Below are 17,302 nucleotides of genomic sequence, written 5' to 3'. Positions count from 1 at the left end.
TTATAAATGATGCAAAATAATGATGATCAATACTACCACATCAGTTTTGATGTGAATATTATTAGTAACCTGTTTGATTACAAATAACAATGATTTTCCTCATTTATTCTGCATACATCTGACCAAAAGATGATTCTTCAATTTCAAAGCATTACACATGCTCATTTAAGCAGCAAAAATCCACTTTTCAACTAACTTTTCAACTCAGCTAACAGCTTACTTAAAAGATCATTGATGAACTGAATTCGTTTATCGTATTCCGCTAATTGCACCGTCACTTTAAGACGCTGACCACCTTCCATCCTGTAATGGGTTGGATTTTTTTGCATAAGTTGAATGATGCTAATCGCCTGCACAGGCGTATCAGGTGCGAATTCGACATAACCACCATTGCTGTTCATATCTATTTTCGTAATACCAAGTTGCTCAGCTCTCAAACGCACTTGATGAACACTAAACAGTTGTTTTACTGGTTGTGGCGGTATCCCAAAACGATCAATCAACTCCATTCGAATGTTATCAAGCTTTTCTTGACTATCGGTATTACTAATACGCTTATAGAACAATAAACGTTGGTGTACATCACCCAAATAATCATCTGGAATTAATGCTGGCATATGCAAACTAATTTCAGCAGTCAATGACAGTGGTGCATCAAAGTTTGGTGTTTTACCTTTTTGAATGGCTTTGGTCGCTTTTTCAAGCATTTCCATATACAAACTATATCCAATCGCTTGCATCGAACCACTTTGTTGCTCACCCAATAACTCGCCTGCTCCACGTATTTCCAAGTCTTCGGTTGCCAACATAAAACCTGCACCCAAAGTTGAAGCACGTTGAATTGCATCCAAACGTTTTTCTGCATCGCCTTTTAAATGTTTAAGTGATGGCACTAATAAATACGCATAAGCTTGGTGATGTGAACGTCCTACACGACCACGTAATTGATGCAACTGTGCAAGTCCTAATTTATCTGCCCGCTCAATAATAATTGTATTGGCATTTGGTACATCAATACCTGTTTCAATAATCGTCGAGCACACCAATACGTTATATTCTTTATGATAGAACTGTTGCATGACTTGTTCGAGTTCACGTTCTCGCATTTGACCATGCGCAACTGCAACACGTGCTTCAGGAACTAAATTTCGAATAGTTTCGGCAGCACGTTCAATCGTATCAACTTCATTATGGAGTAAATAAACCTGCCCACCACGTAATAACTCTCGAAGAATTGCCTCTTTGACTGAATCATCAGTATGCTCTTGAACAAAAGTTTTTACTGCCAAACGGCGTGCTGGTGGTGTTGCGATAATCGATAAATCGCGCATACCAGAAAAAGCCATATTTAAGGTACGTGGAATCGGGGTAGCCGTTAAAGTCAGCATATCAACATCTGCTCGAAGGGCTTTGATTCGCTCTTTATCTCGAACACCAAAACGATGTTCTTCATCTACAATCATTAAACCAAGATTTTTGAATTGTATATTTTCTTGCAAAATTTTATGTGTGCCGACAACAATATCTACTTTACCTTCAGCCAAATCTTCAATGATTTTCAGGTGCGTTTTATTACTACCAAAACGAGAAAGCACCTCAATACGTACAGCTGTGTCAGCAAATCGATCTTTAAATGACTCAAAATGTTGTTGGGCTAATAAGGTGGTCGGTACTAAAACTGCAACTTGTTTATTATTTTGAACCGCAACAAAAGCAGCACGCATCGCAACTTCTGTTTTACCAAAACCAACATCGCCACACACCAAACGATCCATTGGTTTAGCCAATTGCATATCGTGTAATGTAGCTTCAATTGCATTTGCTTGGTCTAAAGTTTCCTCATAAGCAAAACCACTCGAAAACTGCATATAACCTGTATGGTCAAGTTCAAATGCAAAGCCAGGTTTAGACTGACGACGTGCTTGGATATGTAATAATTCTGCTGCCACATCATGAATTTGTTCTAGTGCTTTACGTTTTGCTTTATTCCAAGTATCCGTCCCGAGCTTGTGTAAAGGTGCAAGATCTGGATCACCACCACTATAGCGACTGATCAGATGCAAGTTCGTCACAGGCACATAAACTTTTGCACCATCTGCATAATCTAGCTGCAAAAATTCATGATCTTGTTGATCAATTTCTAAAGTGATTAATCCTGCATAACGACCAACACCATGATCAATATGAACAACAGGTGCGCCAATATTGAGTTCAGTCAAACTACGGATTAAAAACTCTTCGGATACGTCTTGTTGACGCTTGCGACGGCGTTGTACTACGCGGTGTTCATAGAGTTGATTTTCAGAAATAACTGAAAGCTGATGACTCAGCAACAACCCCCTGTCTAGAGGCGCGCTGGTAATGGCAACTTGTAATTTTTCAGATTGGAACTTAGCAAAACTTTCAACATTTTGAATATCGCCCAATACTGAACGTAAAGCATCTTTTAACGTTTCGCGACGACCAGCACTTTCCGCGACTAATAGAACTGGATGCTGGGCTTGATCGATGTATTGTTTAACTGCTTCGAAAGGTTGTGGTTTTTTAGGATCAACTGCAAGTTTAGGTGGCTGTTCAGCAGATAGATTCAAAACCCCAGCTTTCTGATCAAATATTTCAGCTGACGCGATAATTCTAGGAAATTGATTTAATGCTTGTAATATATGATTCGGCATTAAAAACAAATCTTCTGGCGGAAGAATAGGTTGATCTATGTTATGACGACGATCTTCATAACGTCTTACCACTTCTTTCCAAAAGTTAATTAATTCATCTTCAACTTCGTTATTTGTAATGACAACGCAATTCTTTGGTAAGTACGTAGTGAATATACTTTGTGCTTCCATTAAACTCTTATCAAAGAACAAAGGCAGATAAAATTCCAAACCAGGTGTGGCAATTCCTTCTAGTACATCTTGGTAAATTGGATTTTTCTTTGGGTTTGCAGTCGGAAAGCTTTCTGCGTAACGATCTCTAAAAATTGATCGCCCCTCTTTCAAAGGGAACTCTTTAGCAGGCAAAACAGTGAAATTTTTTAAGGATTCAGTGGTTCTTTGTGTTTCAGGGTCAAAGAATTTTAAACTCTCGATCTCATCATCAAATAAATCAATCCGAATGGGTTCATTTTGTCCAGAAGCAAAAATATCCATGATACTGCCACGAACTGCAAATTCACCATGATCATAAACGGTATCTACTAAACGATAGCCAGCTTGAACCAATTGCTTTTTTTGTGCCTCTAAATTAAGTCTTAGTCCAACTTTAATATCAAAGTGCTCACCAACAACCCAAGCGTATGGTGCAACCCGTTGTGCCAATGTACTGGCAGAAATCAGCAAAATACCTTTTTGAGGCATATTCGATAAAATGGATAACCGTTCGGAAACAATGTCTTGATGAGGAGATAAACGGTCATAAGGTAGAATTTCCCAATCGGGAAAAATGATGGGTTTGATGCCATAAAACTCAAGCTCACTTTCGAGTTGTGCGAGATGTTGATTATTTCTCGCTACAATCATATAAAGATTTGAACTTTGAGTCGCAATTTCTTTGAATAATAATGCTGCGGAAGATCCGAGTAAGGAACCAATCCAGCGTTTCTCACCTGCTTTGAATTGTTGTAGGTTGAGTTGAGAGATTTCTTGTTGAAACATAGAGAAAATCATGTGTACTAAAAGACAAGTAGCCTAGTTTAACATGTTGTTTTTCAAATTCGACACCTTATAAAATCATTTTCTGCAACTCATCTCTGAGCGAAGCTTTAAAATATTTTCAATATTCCTCCCAATTGAAATGCCAAATTATTTTAGAAACAAAGTGATCTAAAACAAAATCAAATCATGCCCCGTTATATCATTTAGAAAGCATTTTAAAAGTTCATAATAAATTTATATATTCATAATTTATTTAAATGGTTCGCTTATTTATCTTATTTATCTTATTTATCTTATTTATCTTATTTATCTTATTTATCTTATTTATCTTATTTATCTTATTTATCTTATTTAGATATATAAATAAATTTTGATTATTTCACAGCATTTAAAAATATAAATAAGATAAAAAATATTCCAAAGCTGTATTAAAGGTCATAAAAATGAATGCTCAATTTGATTCTACCCAAACTGTAGAATCCAGCTCTGCTACTGATGGTTTATCAAAAAATCCACTAGAAATATTACAACGTGCTCAACATTATGCTGAGGAAAATGAACTCGATTTTACTGGAAGCATACCACCCACAGATGCTTGGTATTTGGTTGAGCAAGGTCTAGCTGTTTTAGTCGATGTACGTACCAACGAAGAGCGTGTGTTTGTAGGTTATGTTCCTGAAAGTATTCACATCGCTTGGGCTACTGGCACGAGCTTTAATCGAAATCCAAGATTCCTAAAAGAGTTGGATAGCAAAATTGGCAAAGATAAAACCATTTTACTTTTATGTCGCAGTGGCAAACGTTCTGCCTTAGCTGCAACGGCTGCATTTAGTGCAGGCTTTGCGCAGGTTTATAACGTGCTTGAAGGTTTTGAAGGTGATTTGAACGAGCAACAACAACGCAATCAAAGCAACGGCTGGCGTATACATCACTTACCTTGGGTACAAGATTAAAGTTAAATAAAAATCAAATTTGAAGACTCTTTTTTAATTTAATTCGCAAGGAAAACGCATGAGCCAATGGAAAATACAACCTGTCTTTGAAGGTTTGCAACTTGCACGACATGAATGGAGAGAACAACAACATCGAATTAAAGAATTTGGTGGGCGTGAGCTGCCTTCGAAAGAATCTCTTAAATCAATTTTAGATGATTTATGCGGCATTTTATTTCCAATGCGACTTGGTCCTAGTGACTTAAAACAAGAAACTGAAGATTATTATATTGCCTATACAATTGACCGTGTGCTCAGCGAGTTATTTTCACAAGTTAAGCTTGCATTAAATTATGAAGCTAAAAGCCGTGTTAAGCCCATTCCAGTTTCAAATAACGAACGTCTGCTTTACGAACAACAAATCATACTAGCTCAAACAATTGTACAAGATTTTGCCAATACCCTACCTGACATTCGACGTTTATTAGATGCTGATGTCTGTGCGGCTTATGAAGGTGATCCTGCTGCACATAGTGTCGATGAGGTCTTACTTTGTTATCCTGGTATTTTCGCGATTATATACCATCGGATAGCACATCAGCTCTACCCAAGCGTTCCTTTACTCTCTCGAATTATTTCCGAATTAGCACATTCTGCAACAGGAATTGATATCCATCCCGGCGCGAAAATTGGCAAAGGTTTTTTTATCGATCATGGGACTGGTGTCGTGATTGGAGAAACTTCCGTGATTGGTGAATATGTACGTATTTATCAAGCAGTCACCTTAGGAGCGAAGCGTTTCGAGCTAACCGATGATGGTGCATTGAAGAAAGATTACGCTCGTCACCCAATTGTGGAAGATCAAGTGGTGATTTATGCAGGCGCGACTATTTTAGGTCATATCACCATCGGTAAAGGTTCAATTATTGGAGGAAATGTTTGGTTAACACATAGTGTTGCAGCAGATAGCCAAATTTTACAATCACCAAGTGAGTTTATATATAGCAATAAAGTTTAATAGAACCTTATTAAAAGGCATTTATTTTAAATAATAAATATTTACATGCTCAATATATTTATTGTTCACAACTATATTCATATGAGTAATGAATAAGATTTATCTCATATTAATAATTTACCAACTTCAATTATTTTTTAGATTTATTGAATAACTCATAGAGCATTTTTAAATAAACAATTTTATCAACAAAGCCAAACACAATAGGAAAATTTATTCATGGCAAAAACCAACGATAAAGTTCAACTTGCACTTGGTGATCATGCAGCTAGACAGCTTGCCAATGCCACCAAGACCGTTCCACAACTTTCGACCATTACTCCACGTTGGCTTACACATTTATTGCAATGGATTCCTGTTGAAGCAGGTATCTATCGCGTTAACCGTGTCAGCAATACCGATGATATCCAAGTTGCGTGTACACAACGTGATGAAGCCATGTTGCCCCAAACCTTTGTTGATTATGATGCGCAACCGCGTGAATATTTCTTAAATGGTGTTTCTACCGTTTTAGATATTCATACTCGTGTTGCCGATCTCTACAGCAGTCCACACGATCAAATTAAAGAACAATTACGCTTAACCATTGAAACCATTAAAGAACGTCAAGAAAGCGAGCTGATCAATAACCCTGAATATGGTTTATTGGCAAGCGTGGCAGATGACCAACGTATCTCTACTCTGAATAGTCCACCAACGCCAGATGACTTCGATGATTTACTTCGTAAAGTTTGGAAAGAACCAGGCTTCTTCCTTGCCCACCCAGATGCGATTGCTGCATTCGGTCGTGAATGTACCCGTCGTGGTGTTCCACCACCAACCGTGAGTTTATTCGGTTCACAGTTCATCACATGGCGCGGTGTTCCACTGATTCCATCGAATAAGATTCCTGTAGAAGACGGTAAAACCAAAATTTTGTTACTGCGTGTGGGTGAAAAACGCCAAGGTGTGGTGGGATTATTCCAACCAGGTTTAGCAGGTGAACAATCTCCTGGCCTTTCTGTACGCTTCATGGGCATCAACCGTAATGCGATTGCGTCTTATCTGATCTCATTATACTGCTCATTGGCGGTATTGACTGAAGATGCATTGGCTATACTCGAAGATGTGGAGGTGGACAAGTATCATGACTACCCAATTATCTACAAGTAATGTACACGGTAGTCCGACGGGTTCAGAAGTGGTCGGTGTTAGCCCACCGTCCAACTTTCCAGATGAAGCAACACTTTCAAGGCTTGCCTCTGAGTTTTTTGCTACGCTGCCAAGCTCAGGCAGTAGCCACCCTTCTGGTTTGAATTTGGACTTGCCCAATGTCGGTACACCTCCCCATCAACCCCAGCCTGCTGAACCTTTAGCAGCGTTAAGTGGACGTGCGCCCAATATTGCTTATGAAAAAAGTTTGAATCCTGAATATCCCGAGCATATTCCAAACTATCCAGATTATCCTGAACGTCGTGCGATTGCTTCTGCGCCAGTGGTTGGGGGAGCAAATTTACCTCGTCCACCGATTGAACCGAATTTTCCACAGGCCATTCATAGTGCACCGAATGTGCCTTTGGTTGAACCTTCTCATCCATCGGCAAGCGAGGCATCTCCATTTTATTTTTTAAGTGATTTTGCAGCACCCAGCACATCAAGTTCTGAATTTGATGCTGCCAGTTTTGCTACTGCACAATCATTTCAATTACCACATGGCGATGCGTTAAAAAGCTTGTTGCAGCAAGATCAGCCGAATTCAACCCAACCCAAAAGTACTGCATCTTCAAGTTTCTACTTTTTAGATTTGCCACAAAGCAACGCGGGTTATGGCACTTACCAACCTTCACAACCACAGTTTGTTGCCAATGCCGCTCAGCCCTTGGATATTCAAGCGATCCGTCGTAACTTCCCCATTTTGCAAGAACGCGTCAATGGGCGGCCCTTAGTTTGGTTTGACAATGCAGCGACCACGCAGAAGCCACAAAGTGTGATTGATCGCATTGCGTATTTTTATCAGCACGAAAATTCCAATATTCATCGTGCTGCACATGAGCTGGCAGCACGTGCAACCGACGCCTATGAACATGCACGTAATGTGGTGGCACGTTTTATTGGAGCAAAATCATCAAAAGAAATTATTTTTGTTCGTGGCACCACCGAAGGCATCAACATGATTGCCAAGACATGGGGCGAACAGAATATTGGTGAAGATGATGAGATTATTGTTTCGCATCTTGAGCATCACGCCAATATCGTACCTTGGTTTCAGCTCACCAAAAAAGTCGGTGCCAAGCTTCGTGTCATTCCTGTGGATGATACGGGGCAAATCATTTTGGAAGAACTGCCAAAACTGATTAATGAGCGCACCAAACTGATTTCGATTACCCAAGTGTCGAATGCCTTAGGTACGGTCACACCTGTGGCAGAAGTGATCAAGATTGCCCATGCCAAAGGTGTCCGCGTATTGGTCGATGGTGCTCAATCTGTTTCGCATATGCCAACTGATGTACAAGCGATTGATGCTGACTTCTTTGTGTTCTCAGGGCATAAAGTATTTGGACCGACAGGCATTGGTGCAGTTTATGCCAAACCTGAAATTCTGGAGACCATGCCAGTGTGGGAAGGCGGCGGCAATATGATTCAGGATGTGAGCTTTGAAAAAGTGGTTTACCAACCTGCCCCAAATAAGTTTGAAGCAGGAACAGGTAATATTGCTGATGCGGTGGGTTTAGGTGCTGCTTTGGAATATGTTGAGCGCCTTGGCATTCATAATATTGCCCGTTATGAACATGACTTACTGGAATATGGCGAGCATGCGTTAAGCAGCGTCGCAGGTTTGAGACCGATTGGCACTGCGAGAAACAAAGCCAGTGTCATATCCTTTACCCTTGACGGTTATTCAACCGAACAAGTGGGTAAGGCACTGAATCAACATGGGATTGCAGTGCGTTCAGGGCATCATTGCGCTCAACCGATCTTGCGTCGTTTTGGAGTAGAACAAACTGTACGCCCTTCTTTGGCGTTTTATAACACCACGGAAGAAATTGATTTGCTGGTGTCAGTCTTACATCAACTGACCAGAAACAAACGAAGTGCCTAACCCCTCTCCAATAAAAAAGACTGCCTCAGCGCAGTCTTTTTTATGTTCAGGCAAATGCAACACTCCAAATCAATCGTATTGCAACTACACCGAGAATAACCCCCATCACCCGCTCAAAATACACCCCAAACTCTAAAAAGCGTTTCCGTACAACAGGCTGAGCAAACAAAATGCTGACCAAAATAAACCACACAGCATTGACTAGACACATCCAGATGCCATAACCAATTTGAATCTTTAACGGTGTGGTCGGGCTAACAATGGTAGTAAAAATCGCCAGAAAGAAAACTGTCGCTTTGGGGTTCAGCGCATTGGTTAGAAATCCCATATTAAAGGCTTGGATTAAACTCGGTTTACCCATCACCTCACCTGCCAAAATATCCAGATTGGCATTCGGTTGACTACGTAAACATTGCCAGCCCAAATAAATCAAATAAACCGCTCCAGCTATGCGTAATACCGACATTAACCAGACACTTTGCTGGATCAGCACGCCAACACCCACCAAGGTATAAAACACATGCACCGAAATGCCGACACCAATGCCGATTGCAGTGATACAACCAATCAAATAGCCATATCGAACACTTTGTCGTACTGTAATAATAAAATCAGGACCTGGTAAAACGACTGCCATAAAATGGATCAATGCCAAGGCCAGAAACTCATGTCCATACAACTGCCACATTTGATTTATCTCCATCATGACTACAGGAAAAAGATTGTATTTCGCTTTTTAAAGCGCGATAATCCAATCAAAATCCAAATAACTTTTGCTTCATGAGCACAAATCAAAGTCTGGTTCTGTTAAATGAAATGGCAACCTTTGTCAAAGTTGTCGAAACCGAAAGCTTTTCTGAAACGGCACGTCAGCTCGGTTCAACCCCTTCTGCAGTAAGCCGTGCGATTGCCCGTTTAGAACGGGCTCTAGGCACACGTTTATTACATCGTACGACCCGTAAACTGCGCTTAAGTGAAAGTGGTCAACAGGTCTATGAACGCTGTGTCGACATGGTCAATGCCGCACAAGCGGTGATGGAAAGCTCAGGTCAGTTTCATATTGAACCACAGGGTATTATTCGGATCAGTGTGCCCAAAGCCGTTGGGCATTTTATGCTACATCCGCATCTACCTGAATTCTTGGCACTGTATCCAAAAATTGATATTCAACTGCTATTGGAAGACCGCTATATTGACTTGATTGATGATGGTGTAGATCTAGCGATTCGCATTACTGAACAACCGCCAGGTGGATTGATGGGACGTAAACTGATTGATATTGATCATTTAATTTGTGCTACACCTGAATATTTACAGAAAAATGGCATACCGCAACATCCACATGATTTAAAGCAGCACCAGTGTATTTATTTAGGTGAACAAGCCAATGATTCGAAGTGGAAATTCCAGCAAGAACAGAAATCGATTACTGTACCCGTCCGTGGTCGTTATGCAGCCAATCATACTGGCGTGCGTCTGAGTGCTGCTTTGCAGCATTTAGGCATTGCCAGTTTGCCTTATTTCGTGGCACGCCATGCCTTAGAACAAGGGAGTTTGGTTCAAGCTTTACCTGATTGGCATTTTAAAACCAATTATAGTGGTGGTGCATGGTTGCTCTATCCACCTACCCGTCATGTTCCACCTAAATTGAGTGTGTTCATTCAATATCTGGCAGAAAAATTAGCAGCGGAACCTATTCTTATCTAACGACCTAAATATTAGGTATAACTTTCAAAAATAAAAAATTGACCAGTTAGGGAGTGTTGACATTTGCAGTATAAAAAATAACAAGTAAGTAAAATTCAAATGCCGTTGCTTTAGCTTATATACATCTGGTTACCTTTATGAAATGTCAACAGACCCTAATGAAAATATTTAATTTTTTTACTACTATTTTTACTACAAAAAATTTTACTAATTTTTTTGTGTTTATTTATTGAAAATTATTTAATTCATCGACTTGATGATAATACATCAAGAATCCTCAATTGCCGTGAAAACATTTCTAGCAGATCTTTGATTTATGCTGATCAGATATTAATTCATCATAAAATTACTAAGGCTATACTGATCCCCCAAAAATCGTGTTATTACTTCACATGGCTTTCGATCTGGTCAGCTGACAGAACTGTTTATTCTCGTGAGATCTGCCATCATGCCCTGGCTCATAAGCTGCCTCGCGAAGTTAAAGCTGCTTAACTTGGAGCTTATCTTGAAAAATGTAACAGACATATGGCGGATTGGGTTATATTTGTTACGAAGCCAGAAACAAGTGCTTGATTTTAAAAAAATTTACACAAATAAAATTAACTAAAAGTTATACTTACTCTAATCAAATATAATTAAGGCTGAATATGAAAAGATCTTCATTATGGATGTCGGAGAATAATCTTGAACTCCCATTTCCTAATTCAGATATATGGAATAATCAACAATTAAAAATTAATTTTGCTCTTAGTCATGTAGTAGTAAATCTTCCAATACATATACGAAGTTATATTTCATATTATTACGGGAACTTTTCTTACGTAATTAATTTTGCAAAGTTTTACTCTGATTTTTGGGAACAAGTTGGGCGGGATTTAAAAAATGTCGATTTTTTTGATTTAATTGATATTAAATTTGTCGAATGGCTAAAGATAATGCAATTTGAGGAGCTGTTTACTGATATCAATATATCTTTCAATGAAATCTTTGAGATTAATAAATTTAGCATGTATTGACTTTAAATATTAGTTAAAAAAGCTATTTCAAATATAATTAAGAAATGAAATAGCTTTCTATCGATCAGGTCATATATCTTAGTTTTTAATTATATCTATTAAAAATAACTTCGCCAATTTCATTAATTACTCTTGATCTTTCATCAAGTGTAGTATTGCTTTTTCTTACATATATACTTATAAATAAGGGTTCTTGAGTCTTTGACCACACCATTGATGTTATACCTCTAATACCATAATCACTAGCCCCAGAGCGGTCTGCTATTGACCAGCCATTTGGTAACCTCGCTCGTAGCATATTGTCAGCAACCTTATTATCCATCATCCAGCTTTTAAGTTGTTCTCTAGATTTTTTAGAAAGTGTATTTCCAACTAGTAACTTACTTAAACTTTCACTCATTGCATCAGTAGTTGTTGTATCCCTTAAATCAAATTCTGGATTAATAACAAGTTCTGGTTCATATCTATCAGACCTTGTTTTTGTATCGCCTAACTCTCTCATGAATTGAGTTAATTTTTGAGGACCTCCAACTGAAGATATAGCGATATTTGCAGCAGTATTATCACTATAAGCTGTTGTTGCAGCACAAGCATCTCTAAGCGTAATGCTTTTATTTATAAGTTTCATTGTGACAGGAGAGTGTGAAACAACATCTTTTTCCTCGATCAATACTTTATTTTCTAAAGATAACAATCCTTTATCTACATTTGAAAGTACGTTTGCACATGCTAAAGCTTTGACAGTACTATCTAATGGGAAACGAGTATCTCCATTTACTGATTCAAGTTTTTTGGAATTAGAATCAAATATTGATACACCAACCTTCCATCCTTTTTGTTGAAGCAAGTTCACTTTATCCTCTAATGGTGAAGCATTAGTCGATGAAATACATACTGTAAATATAAGTGTGCCAATCACACTTTGACTTTTTGACATTAAATTCATATCCATCATTACCATTAAAAAAAACGCTTGAAAAAAATCAATCTCTTTGGAAAATATCTTTTGCTGATGATTTTTCACTATTCACTTTTCGAACTGCAGTGGCTTCAATTTCAACTAACATATTGTTAGATAAAGCAGCAACTTGAACTAAGGTTCTGCTAGGTAGATGCGGTTGCTGTTTAGTACCAAAAAACTCAATATAAGCTTGTGAAAAGCCATCAATATCCATTTTATTATTTAGCTCAGGTACACCAACTAAAAAAACCTGAAGCTTAACAATATCAGCTAAACTTAAACCCATGTTCAATAAGCTTTTTTCTATCTCTTTAAGAACTTGAATAGTCTGTTTTTTTGTATTGTTATCATAACTATTCCTAATTGGTAGTTTTCCAGATAAATAGACTGTTGAATATAGTGGTGGTACCTCGACAGCTGTCGCAACAGGAACATTAGATTTGCTATTTTTATAACGTATAGTTTCCGCATAAGATGTCTTCATAATGCTGTTACATACAATAAATATTAGGGGGACAACTAAATACTTCATTATAAATACCTTTGATAATGTATACGCATTAATTACTATACGATCTTAAGAAGTTGATAGAATTTGATTTACATAAATATGCTGTTAGCGCACAAACTATTAATACGAGTCCTAAATCTTGTACTAAGCCAGAAATAGCTAGCATCAGACTTAATAAAAAATAATAAATAAAACCAAATAAAGCTCCTGCTGTTCCAGCTTGCGCACGATAGCTAATTAAAGCTTGGCTAAGTAAGTTTGGAATGGCAATACTATAGGCCATCACCACACCTAAAATTGGAACAATAACCCATAGAGAGTTTTGCAATAAAAAAACAAATACACTAGATAATATAGACAATAGACAAGCATATTGAATTAGCTCTTCAGGTTTAAAGCTTTTTGCTAATAATCTACGATTTAAATAACTAGCAAATAAAGCTGAGATAGCTAAAGCCAAACCTGTCCATCCAAATTCTTTTGATTCCCACCCTAGTCTTTCAAATAAGAAAGGGCCTAAACTGTAATAACTAAAGATCATCGTATTGAATAATGAAACTAAGATTGCATTTAGCCAAAGCTTAGTATCTTTTGCCATTAAAAATGATAATTTCATTATATTTTGTTTAATTGAATACGTTGGACGTGTTTCAGGTAAACTAAAAATTACAAGTAGAATTAAAATTATTGCGAGTATCGTTAATCCTATAAATATGCCCATATGACCATATAGGCTCACTATCCAGCCACCACTTATTAATCCAAATACAGGGCTGACAGCTACTGCTGCTCCCATAATGGAAAAAACTTTTGCCAAAATTATTGACTCATAACTATCTCTTAATATTGTTTGAACAACTACAGATCCTGCAGCTGCACCTAAAGCAGAAATCATGCGAGCAAATAGCAATACATTAAAGTCTTGAGCGACAATTGCTAAAAGTGAACCAGATGCATAAATAATTAGACCAAGAATCATTGCAGGACGTCGTCCTATGACATCACTCAACCGCCCCCACAACGCTACACCAATTGCGAAAGCAAAAAAGTATACCGAAAGAGTTTGAGCTGCGCGTTCATTAGTTATATTAAAAGATAAAGCAATATTGGGTAATGCTGGGCTATAAATCGTTTCTACCAATTGTGGAAACATAATTAGTAGAACTAATATCCATAATGGTGGACGACTTGCCATGGCTAAAATTTTCTCTGAAATATTAAATTATTAATATTATTGCGATAAATTTTAAGTCTAATTACAATAATAAAGACTATTTATATCTAAAATCGGACACCGTGGTAAAAATTAGTTCAGAAACTTGTTTTAATGCAGATTATTTCACTATACCAGTAGTTGGGATTGCTGCAGATATGCCTACTCATGACTCGGGTCCACATTCTCATAGCCGCCATCAACTCTTGTTTTCCACAACTGGTTGCATGACTATAGAAATGGAAAAAACTTTATACCTGTTGCCAGCTAGACGGGCTATGTGGATTCCAGCTGGTGTTGTACATCGCGTTATGATGAGAGGCGTTACTGCATATCGCTCTTTATATTTTTCAATAGATTTACCATTTTCAAAAACTCCATTACAGGTTTTTTCCGTGAACGCTCTTTTGTTTGAAATTATTGAGCGTATGTCTTTTTGGCCTTGGACTATGCCTACAGACTGTCAAAATAACATTCTTAATGTTTTTATTGATGAGCTTCATACTGCTCCGAAAGAAAGCTGGGATTTGAAATTCCCTCAAGATGATCGATTATCTATATGGATAGAACAAATTCATCAAGGTATATTGCCACTAAGATTAAATGTTTTAGCAAAAAAAATAGGTGCTTGTGAGCGTACAATTAGTAGAATTTTTATAAGGGATACAGGAATGAATTATCAAAGTTGGCGCCAGCAATGGAGACTATTAAAAGGAATGGAGATGTTAGCTGATAATAAGAGTACAAATGAAATCGCACAATTCTTAGACTTTTCAAGTGATAGTGCTTTCATAGCTTTTTTTCGTCAGTACACAGGGGTTACTCCCAATAATTATAATGATCTACCATTTTTAACCTGATTTAATATTATTTAAAGTTAGCTTTATTACATAAAAATTAAACAATAAAACTTCCTTCTAGCTAGCAATAAATTTTCAAATCATACTATGCATACTTAACAGTATGTATAATGAAATCCTCTTATTGAAAGCAAAAAATATGACAAAGTTAACCTGACTAAAAAATATTTATAAATAACTCTAAACCCTTTTTAATTGTATCTTTTACTATTTGCAAAAATTACATAATATAACATTTAATATATATCTACACTTATTAAATATATTTAAATTTTTTTACTTCGAATAGTTAAGATCTAAATCATGCTAATGAACAAACCTCATTGGTTTCAAGTTGAATATTTACACAAGACAGTAAAAAATCCAAATATTCATATTAAAGGTACAACTAGTCACTACAGCAATGCATGGAGTGATTCCTTTGAACAAAGCGTAGTACGATATCTGTATGGTGATGAATATAGTTTAAAAGCTTGGGAGCCTTTATGGGAAATAGATCGGCTATATATTGGTAGTTATGTATGTATTGCAGCAGAAGCTGTCATCCTTATGGGAGGAAATAATACACATCGTACGGATTGGTTTAGTTTATATCCATTTATGGAACATATTACTGAAGCATATCAAATGAAAGGAGATACGATAATTCAAGATGGTGCTTGGATTGGTATGAGAGCTATGATTATGCCAGGAATTACTATTGGAGAAGGTGCAATTGTTGCTTCAGGCAGTATTGTAACCAAAGATGTTGCACCTTATAGCATTGTTTCAGGAAATCCTGCTAAAGCTGTAAAAATGCGCTTCAGCGATAATGTTATAGAAGAACTTCTAAATTTAAATTTATATGATTTAGAACCTGAAAATTTTGATCAATTAATCCCATATTTAATACAGTCTGATATAAATAAACTAAAGCTTAAATACGATCAATTAATCAACTCTTGATTTTAATAGTCTCTTTTAAAAGGCTTATACAAAAGTATTGTTGTCAAATGAATAAGCCAATATTTCTTACTTAATATGATTAGATTTATAATAAATACAATTATTCAGCCTGTGATGATATCTCGTTAAGAAATTGCTACTAAATCCATACACCGACTCTAATCAAAAAAATTTAGATTATTTAAACATATGAGAACAATAAAATTTGATATAAATGAAGCACTAAAGAGTAAAAATGAGCTAAGCTTTAAAAAAGGTTACGCATTACTTAAAAAATTCTGAATTACTATAAGCACAGGAAGAACTAGACATCGATAATCTGATGAAAATTGCGGAAGAATCAATGACCGCTTACAAGGCATGTAAATTAAGAGTGAACGCAGTACAACTAGCATTGAATGAAACATTCAACACTAGCTAACTTACTGTACGCGATAAGGAAAATATATGTTCAACACTTTTATATTCTAGTTTCCGCGATAGGTTGAATAACCATAAGGACTGAGTAATAAAGGAATATGATAATGTTTAACGGTTCCATCCACTTTAAAAATCACAGGAACTTCTGGAAAAAAGGTTTGTTGCTTTTGTTGATTGAACCAAGCCTCAGTTTTAAAGGTCACTTTGTAAACCCCTTTTTCCAACGCTTTGTTCTCAGGATATAGCGCAGTAATCCGCCCATTTTCACACGTAAGTTTCTGATTCAATTTTATCCACTGATCACCAGAGCTTTTTTCAAGAACAACTTCAACATTGGCTGAAGGTAAACCATTTTCCAAATTTAGAACATGGACACTCAATGGGTTCTGTTCAGCAAATGCTGCTGAACAGAATAAGATAAGCGAATAAGGTAAGATTTTCTTTAACATCACAAACTCCTCACAGATTTTTCAATATTTGAATGGCAGATGTAGCACAGTAATCATCGTTTTTAGCACCGCCTGCTCCAGCAATGCCAATCGCTCCGACCACTTGATTTTGATATCGAATAGGTAGTCCACCGCCCAATAACAGCAGCTTAGACACGGTGGTCAAATTTTTTGCATCAGGATTGCTATTTGCTGTTTGACTCAAAGCCAAGGTTGCTGTTTTCGTTGATAATGCTGTAAATGCTTTTTGCTCTGCAGCATCTAAATTGTGTGGACCCACAGACTCATGACGGTGTGCATAAAGCGTATTACCACCTTGATCAACGACTGCGACTGCAATATTTTGCTGAATGTTTTTGCATACACGCTCAGCTTCACTGGCTAATACTTTGGCTGTTTGAAGATCCAATGAATAAACTTGCTTCAGCTCCACAGAGTGTGCAACAGTGCTACTGAACAGTAACGTTAAACCAAGAATTTTAAGCTTACTCATATTGATTCCTGCCTGATATGCTTTGAAAATCTTAAACAAATCTAT

At 37.1% G+C, this 17,302-nt stretch carries 14 protein-coding genes and 2 pseudogenes; 9 read left to right on the top strand and 7 right to left on the bottom strand.

Annotated elements, in window-relative coordinates; translation table 11 throughout:
* Positions 1–191: 191 nt before the first annotated feature.
* Positions 192–3,653 (bottom strand): transcription-repair coupling factor, encoded by a 3,462-nt coding sequence (mfd, locus tag F933_RS02835; RefSeq protein ID WP_167539056.1) that lies wholly within the window; start codon positions 3,651–3,653, stop codon positions 192–194.
* Between the two features lie 443 nt (positions 3,654–4,096).
* Here mfd and F933_RS02830 point away from each other — a divergent pair, with 443 nt between their 5' ends.
* From F933_RS02830 to F933_RS02815, 4 genes are all read left to right on the top strand, one after another.
* Positions 4,097–4,606, top strand: a complete 510-nt coding sequence (locus F933_RS02830) for a rhodanese-like domain-containing protein (RefSeq protein ID WP_005058353.1) — start codon at positions 4,097–4,099, stop codon at positions 4,604–4,606.
* Positions 4,607–4,664: 58 nt separating this feature from the next.
* The gene (gene epsC, locus F933_RS02825; protein ID WP_005058351.1) at positions 4,665–5,603 is read left to right on the top strand and encodes a serine O-acetyltransferase EpsC; all 939 of its coding nucleotides are present in this window, start codon (positions 4,665–4,667) and stop codon (positions 5,601–5,603) included.
* Between the two features lie 219 nt (positions 5,604–5,822).
* Positions 5,823–6,755 (top strand): family 2A encapsulin nanocompartment shell protein, encoded by a 933-nt coding sequence (locus F933_RS02820; protein WP_005058349.1) that lies wholly within the window; start codon positions 5,823–5,825, stop codon positions 6,753–6,755.
* Complete coding sequence (locus F933_RS02815) at positions 6,730–8,682, top strand: family 2A encapsulin nanocompartment cargo protein cysteine desulfurase (protein WP_005058347.1); 1,953 nt, start codon at positions 6,730–6,732, stop codon at positions 8,680–8,682. Before F933_RS02820 ends, F933_RS02815 begins: the two co-directional genes overlap by 26 nt.
* Before the next feature lie 46 nt (positions 8,683–8,728).
* On the opposite strand, the gene F933_RS02810 is transcribed toward F933_RS02815, so the two are convergent.
* Positions 8,729–9,370: a LysE family translocator gene (locus tag F933_RS02810; RefSeq protein WP_005058345.1), complete on the bottom strand. Its 642-nt coding sequence runs from the start codon at positions 9,368–9,370 to the stop codon at positions 8,729–8,731.
* Positions 9,371–9,462: 92 nt separating this feature from the next.
* Here F933_RS02810 and F933_RS02805 point away from each other — a divergent pair, with 92 nt between their 5' ends.
* On the top strand, positions 9,463–10,389 hold the full coding sequence (locus F933_RS02805) for a LysR family transcriptional regulator (RefSeq protein ID WP_005058343.1): 927 nt from the start codon (positions 9,463–9,465) through the stop codon (positions 10,387–10,389).
* A gap of 353 nt (positions 10,390–10,742) precedes the next feature.
* Positions 10,743–10,962 (top strand): annotated as a pseudogene (locus tag F933_RS17525) (tyrosine-type recombinase/integrase); the annotation flags it as partial.
* 528 nt (positions 10,963–11,490) lie between these two features.
* On the opposite strand, the gene bla reads toward F933_RS17525, so the two are convergent.
* Genes bla through F933_RS02785 form a run of 3 tightly spaced genes read right to left on the bottom strand, consistent with a single transcriptional unit; the run spans position 11,491 to position 14,072 of the window.
* The gene (gene bla, locus F933_RS02795) at positions 11,491–12,429 is read right to left on the bottom strand and encodes a class A beta-lactamase (protein WP_228127862.1); all 939 of its coding nucleotides are present in this window, start codon (positions 12,427–12,429) and stop codon (positions 11,491–11,493) included.
* Positions 12,389–12,898, bottom strand: coding sequence for a Rid family hydrolase (locus F933_RS02790; RefSeq protein WP_005058336.1), 510 nt, complete (start codon positions 12,896–12,898; stop codon positions 12,389–12,391). Before F933_RS02790 ends, bla begins: the two co-directional genes overlap by 41 nt.
* A gap of 28 nt (positions 12,899–12,926) precedes the next feature.
* On the bottom strand, positions 12,927–14,072 hold the full coding sequence (locus F933_RS02785; RefSeq protein ID WP_005058334.1) for a multidrug effflux MFS transporter: 1,146 nt from the start codon (positions 14,070–14,072) through the stop codon (positions 12,927–12,929).
* Between the two features lie 101 nt (positions 14,073–14,173).
* Between F933_RS02785 and F933_RS02780 the strand changes: the two genes are divergently transcribed.
* The 3 genes and pseudogenes from F933_RS02780 (at position 14,174) to xseB (ending at position 16,316) form a co-directional block, all read left to right on the top strand.
* Positions 14,174–14,950 (top strand): AraC family transcriptional regulator, encoded by a 777-nt coding sequence (locus F933_RS02780; protein WP_005058332.1) that lies wholly within the window; start codon positions 14,174–14,176, stop codon positions 14,948–14,950.
* Positions 14,951–15,253: 303 nt separating this feature from the next.
* On the top strand, positions 15,254–15,895 hold the full coding sequence (locus F933_RS02775) for a CatB-related O-acetyltransferase (protein ID WP_005058331.1): 642 nt from the start codon (positions 15,254–15,256) through the stop codon (positions 15,893–15,895).
* A 189-nt stretch (positions 15,896–16,084) separates the two neighbouring features.
* Positions 16,085–16,316: pseudogene (gene xseB, locus F933_RS16935) on the top strand (exodeoxyribonuclease VII small subunit).
* 46 nt (positions 16,317–16,362) lie between these two features.
* Here the strand turns inward: xseB and uraH are convergent.
* Together uraH and F933_RS02765 are read right to left on the bottom strand one after the other, a co-directional pair.
* On the bottom strand, positions 16,363–16,764 hold the full coding sequence (uraH, locus tag F933_RS02770) for a hydroxyisourate hydrolase (protein WP_005058330.1): 402 nt from the start codon (positions 16,762–16,764) through the stop codon (positions 16,363–16,365).
* A 10-nt stretch (positions 16,765–16,774) separates the two neighbouring features.
* Positions 16,775–17,257, bottom strand: a complete 483-nt coding sequence (locus F933_RS02765) for a GlcG/HbpS family heme-binding protein (protein ID WP_005058329.1) — start codon at positions 17,255–17,257, stop codon at positions 16,775–16,777.
* Positions 17,258–17,302: the final 45 nt, after the last annotated feature.

It is taken from the genome of Acinetobacter beijerinckii CIP 110307 (genome assembly GCF_000369005.1).
Lineage (GTDB): Bacteria > Pseudomonadota > Gammaproteobacteria > Pseudomonadales > Moraxellaceae > Acinetobacter > Acinetobacter beijerinckii.
The sequence above is the reverse complement of the archived record's forward strand: the minus strand, read 5'-3'. Positions and strand labels throughout refer to the sequence as shown.

Excerpts from the sequence above, each read along its gene's own strand:
- mfd (WP_167539056.1), bottom strand. The coding sequence starts at position 3,653 with ATGTTTCAACAAGAAATCTCTCAACTCAACCTACAACAATTCAAAGCA.
- F933_RS02830 (WP_005058353.1), top strand. The coding sequence starts at position 4,097 with ATGAATGCTCAATTTGATTCTACCCAAACTGTAGAATCCAGCTCTGCT.
- epsC (WP_005058351.1), top strand. The coding sequence starts at position 4,665 with ATGAGCCAATGGAAAATACAACCTGTCTTTGAAGGTTTGCAACTTGCA.
- F933_RS02820 (WP_005058349.1), top strand. The coding sequence starts at position 5,823 with ATGGCAAAAACCAACGATAAAGTTCAACTTGCACTTGGTGATCATGCA.
- F933_RS02815 (WP_005058347.1), top strand. The coding sequence starts at position 6,730 with ATGACTACCCAATTATCTACAAGTAATGTACACGGTAGTCCGACGGGT.
- F933_RS02810 (WP_005058345.1), bottom strand. The coding sequence starts at position 9,370 with ATGTGGCAGTTGTATGGACATGAGTTTCTGGCCTTGGCATTGATCCAT.
- F933_RS02805 (WP_005058343.1), top strand. The coding sequence starts at position 9,463 with ATGAGCACAAATCAAAGTCTGGTTCTGTTAAATGAAATGGCAACCTTT.
- F933_RS02790 (WP_005058336.1), bottom strand. The coding sequence starts at position 12,898 with ATGAAGTATTTAGTTGTCCCCCTAATATTTATTGTATGTAACAGCATT.
- F933_RS02785 (WP_005058334.1), bottom strand. The coding sequence starts at position 14,072 with ATGGCAAGTCGTCCACCATTATGGATATTAGTTCTACTAATTATGTTT.
- F933_RS02775 (WP_005058331.1), top strand. The coding sequence starts at position 15,254 with ATGCTAATGAACAAACCTCATTGGTTTCAAGTTGAATATTTACACAAG.
- uraH (WP_005058330.1), bottom strand. The coding sequence starts at position 16,764 with ATGTTAAAGAAAATCTTACCTTATTCGCTTATCTTATTCTGTTCAGCA.
- F933_RS02765 (WP_005058329.1), bottom strand. The coding sequence starts at position 17,257 with ATGAGTAAGCTTAAAATTCTTGGTTTAACGTTACTGTTCAGTAGCACT.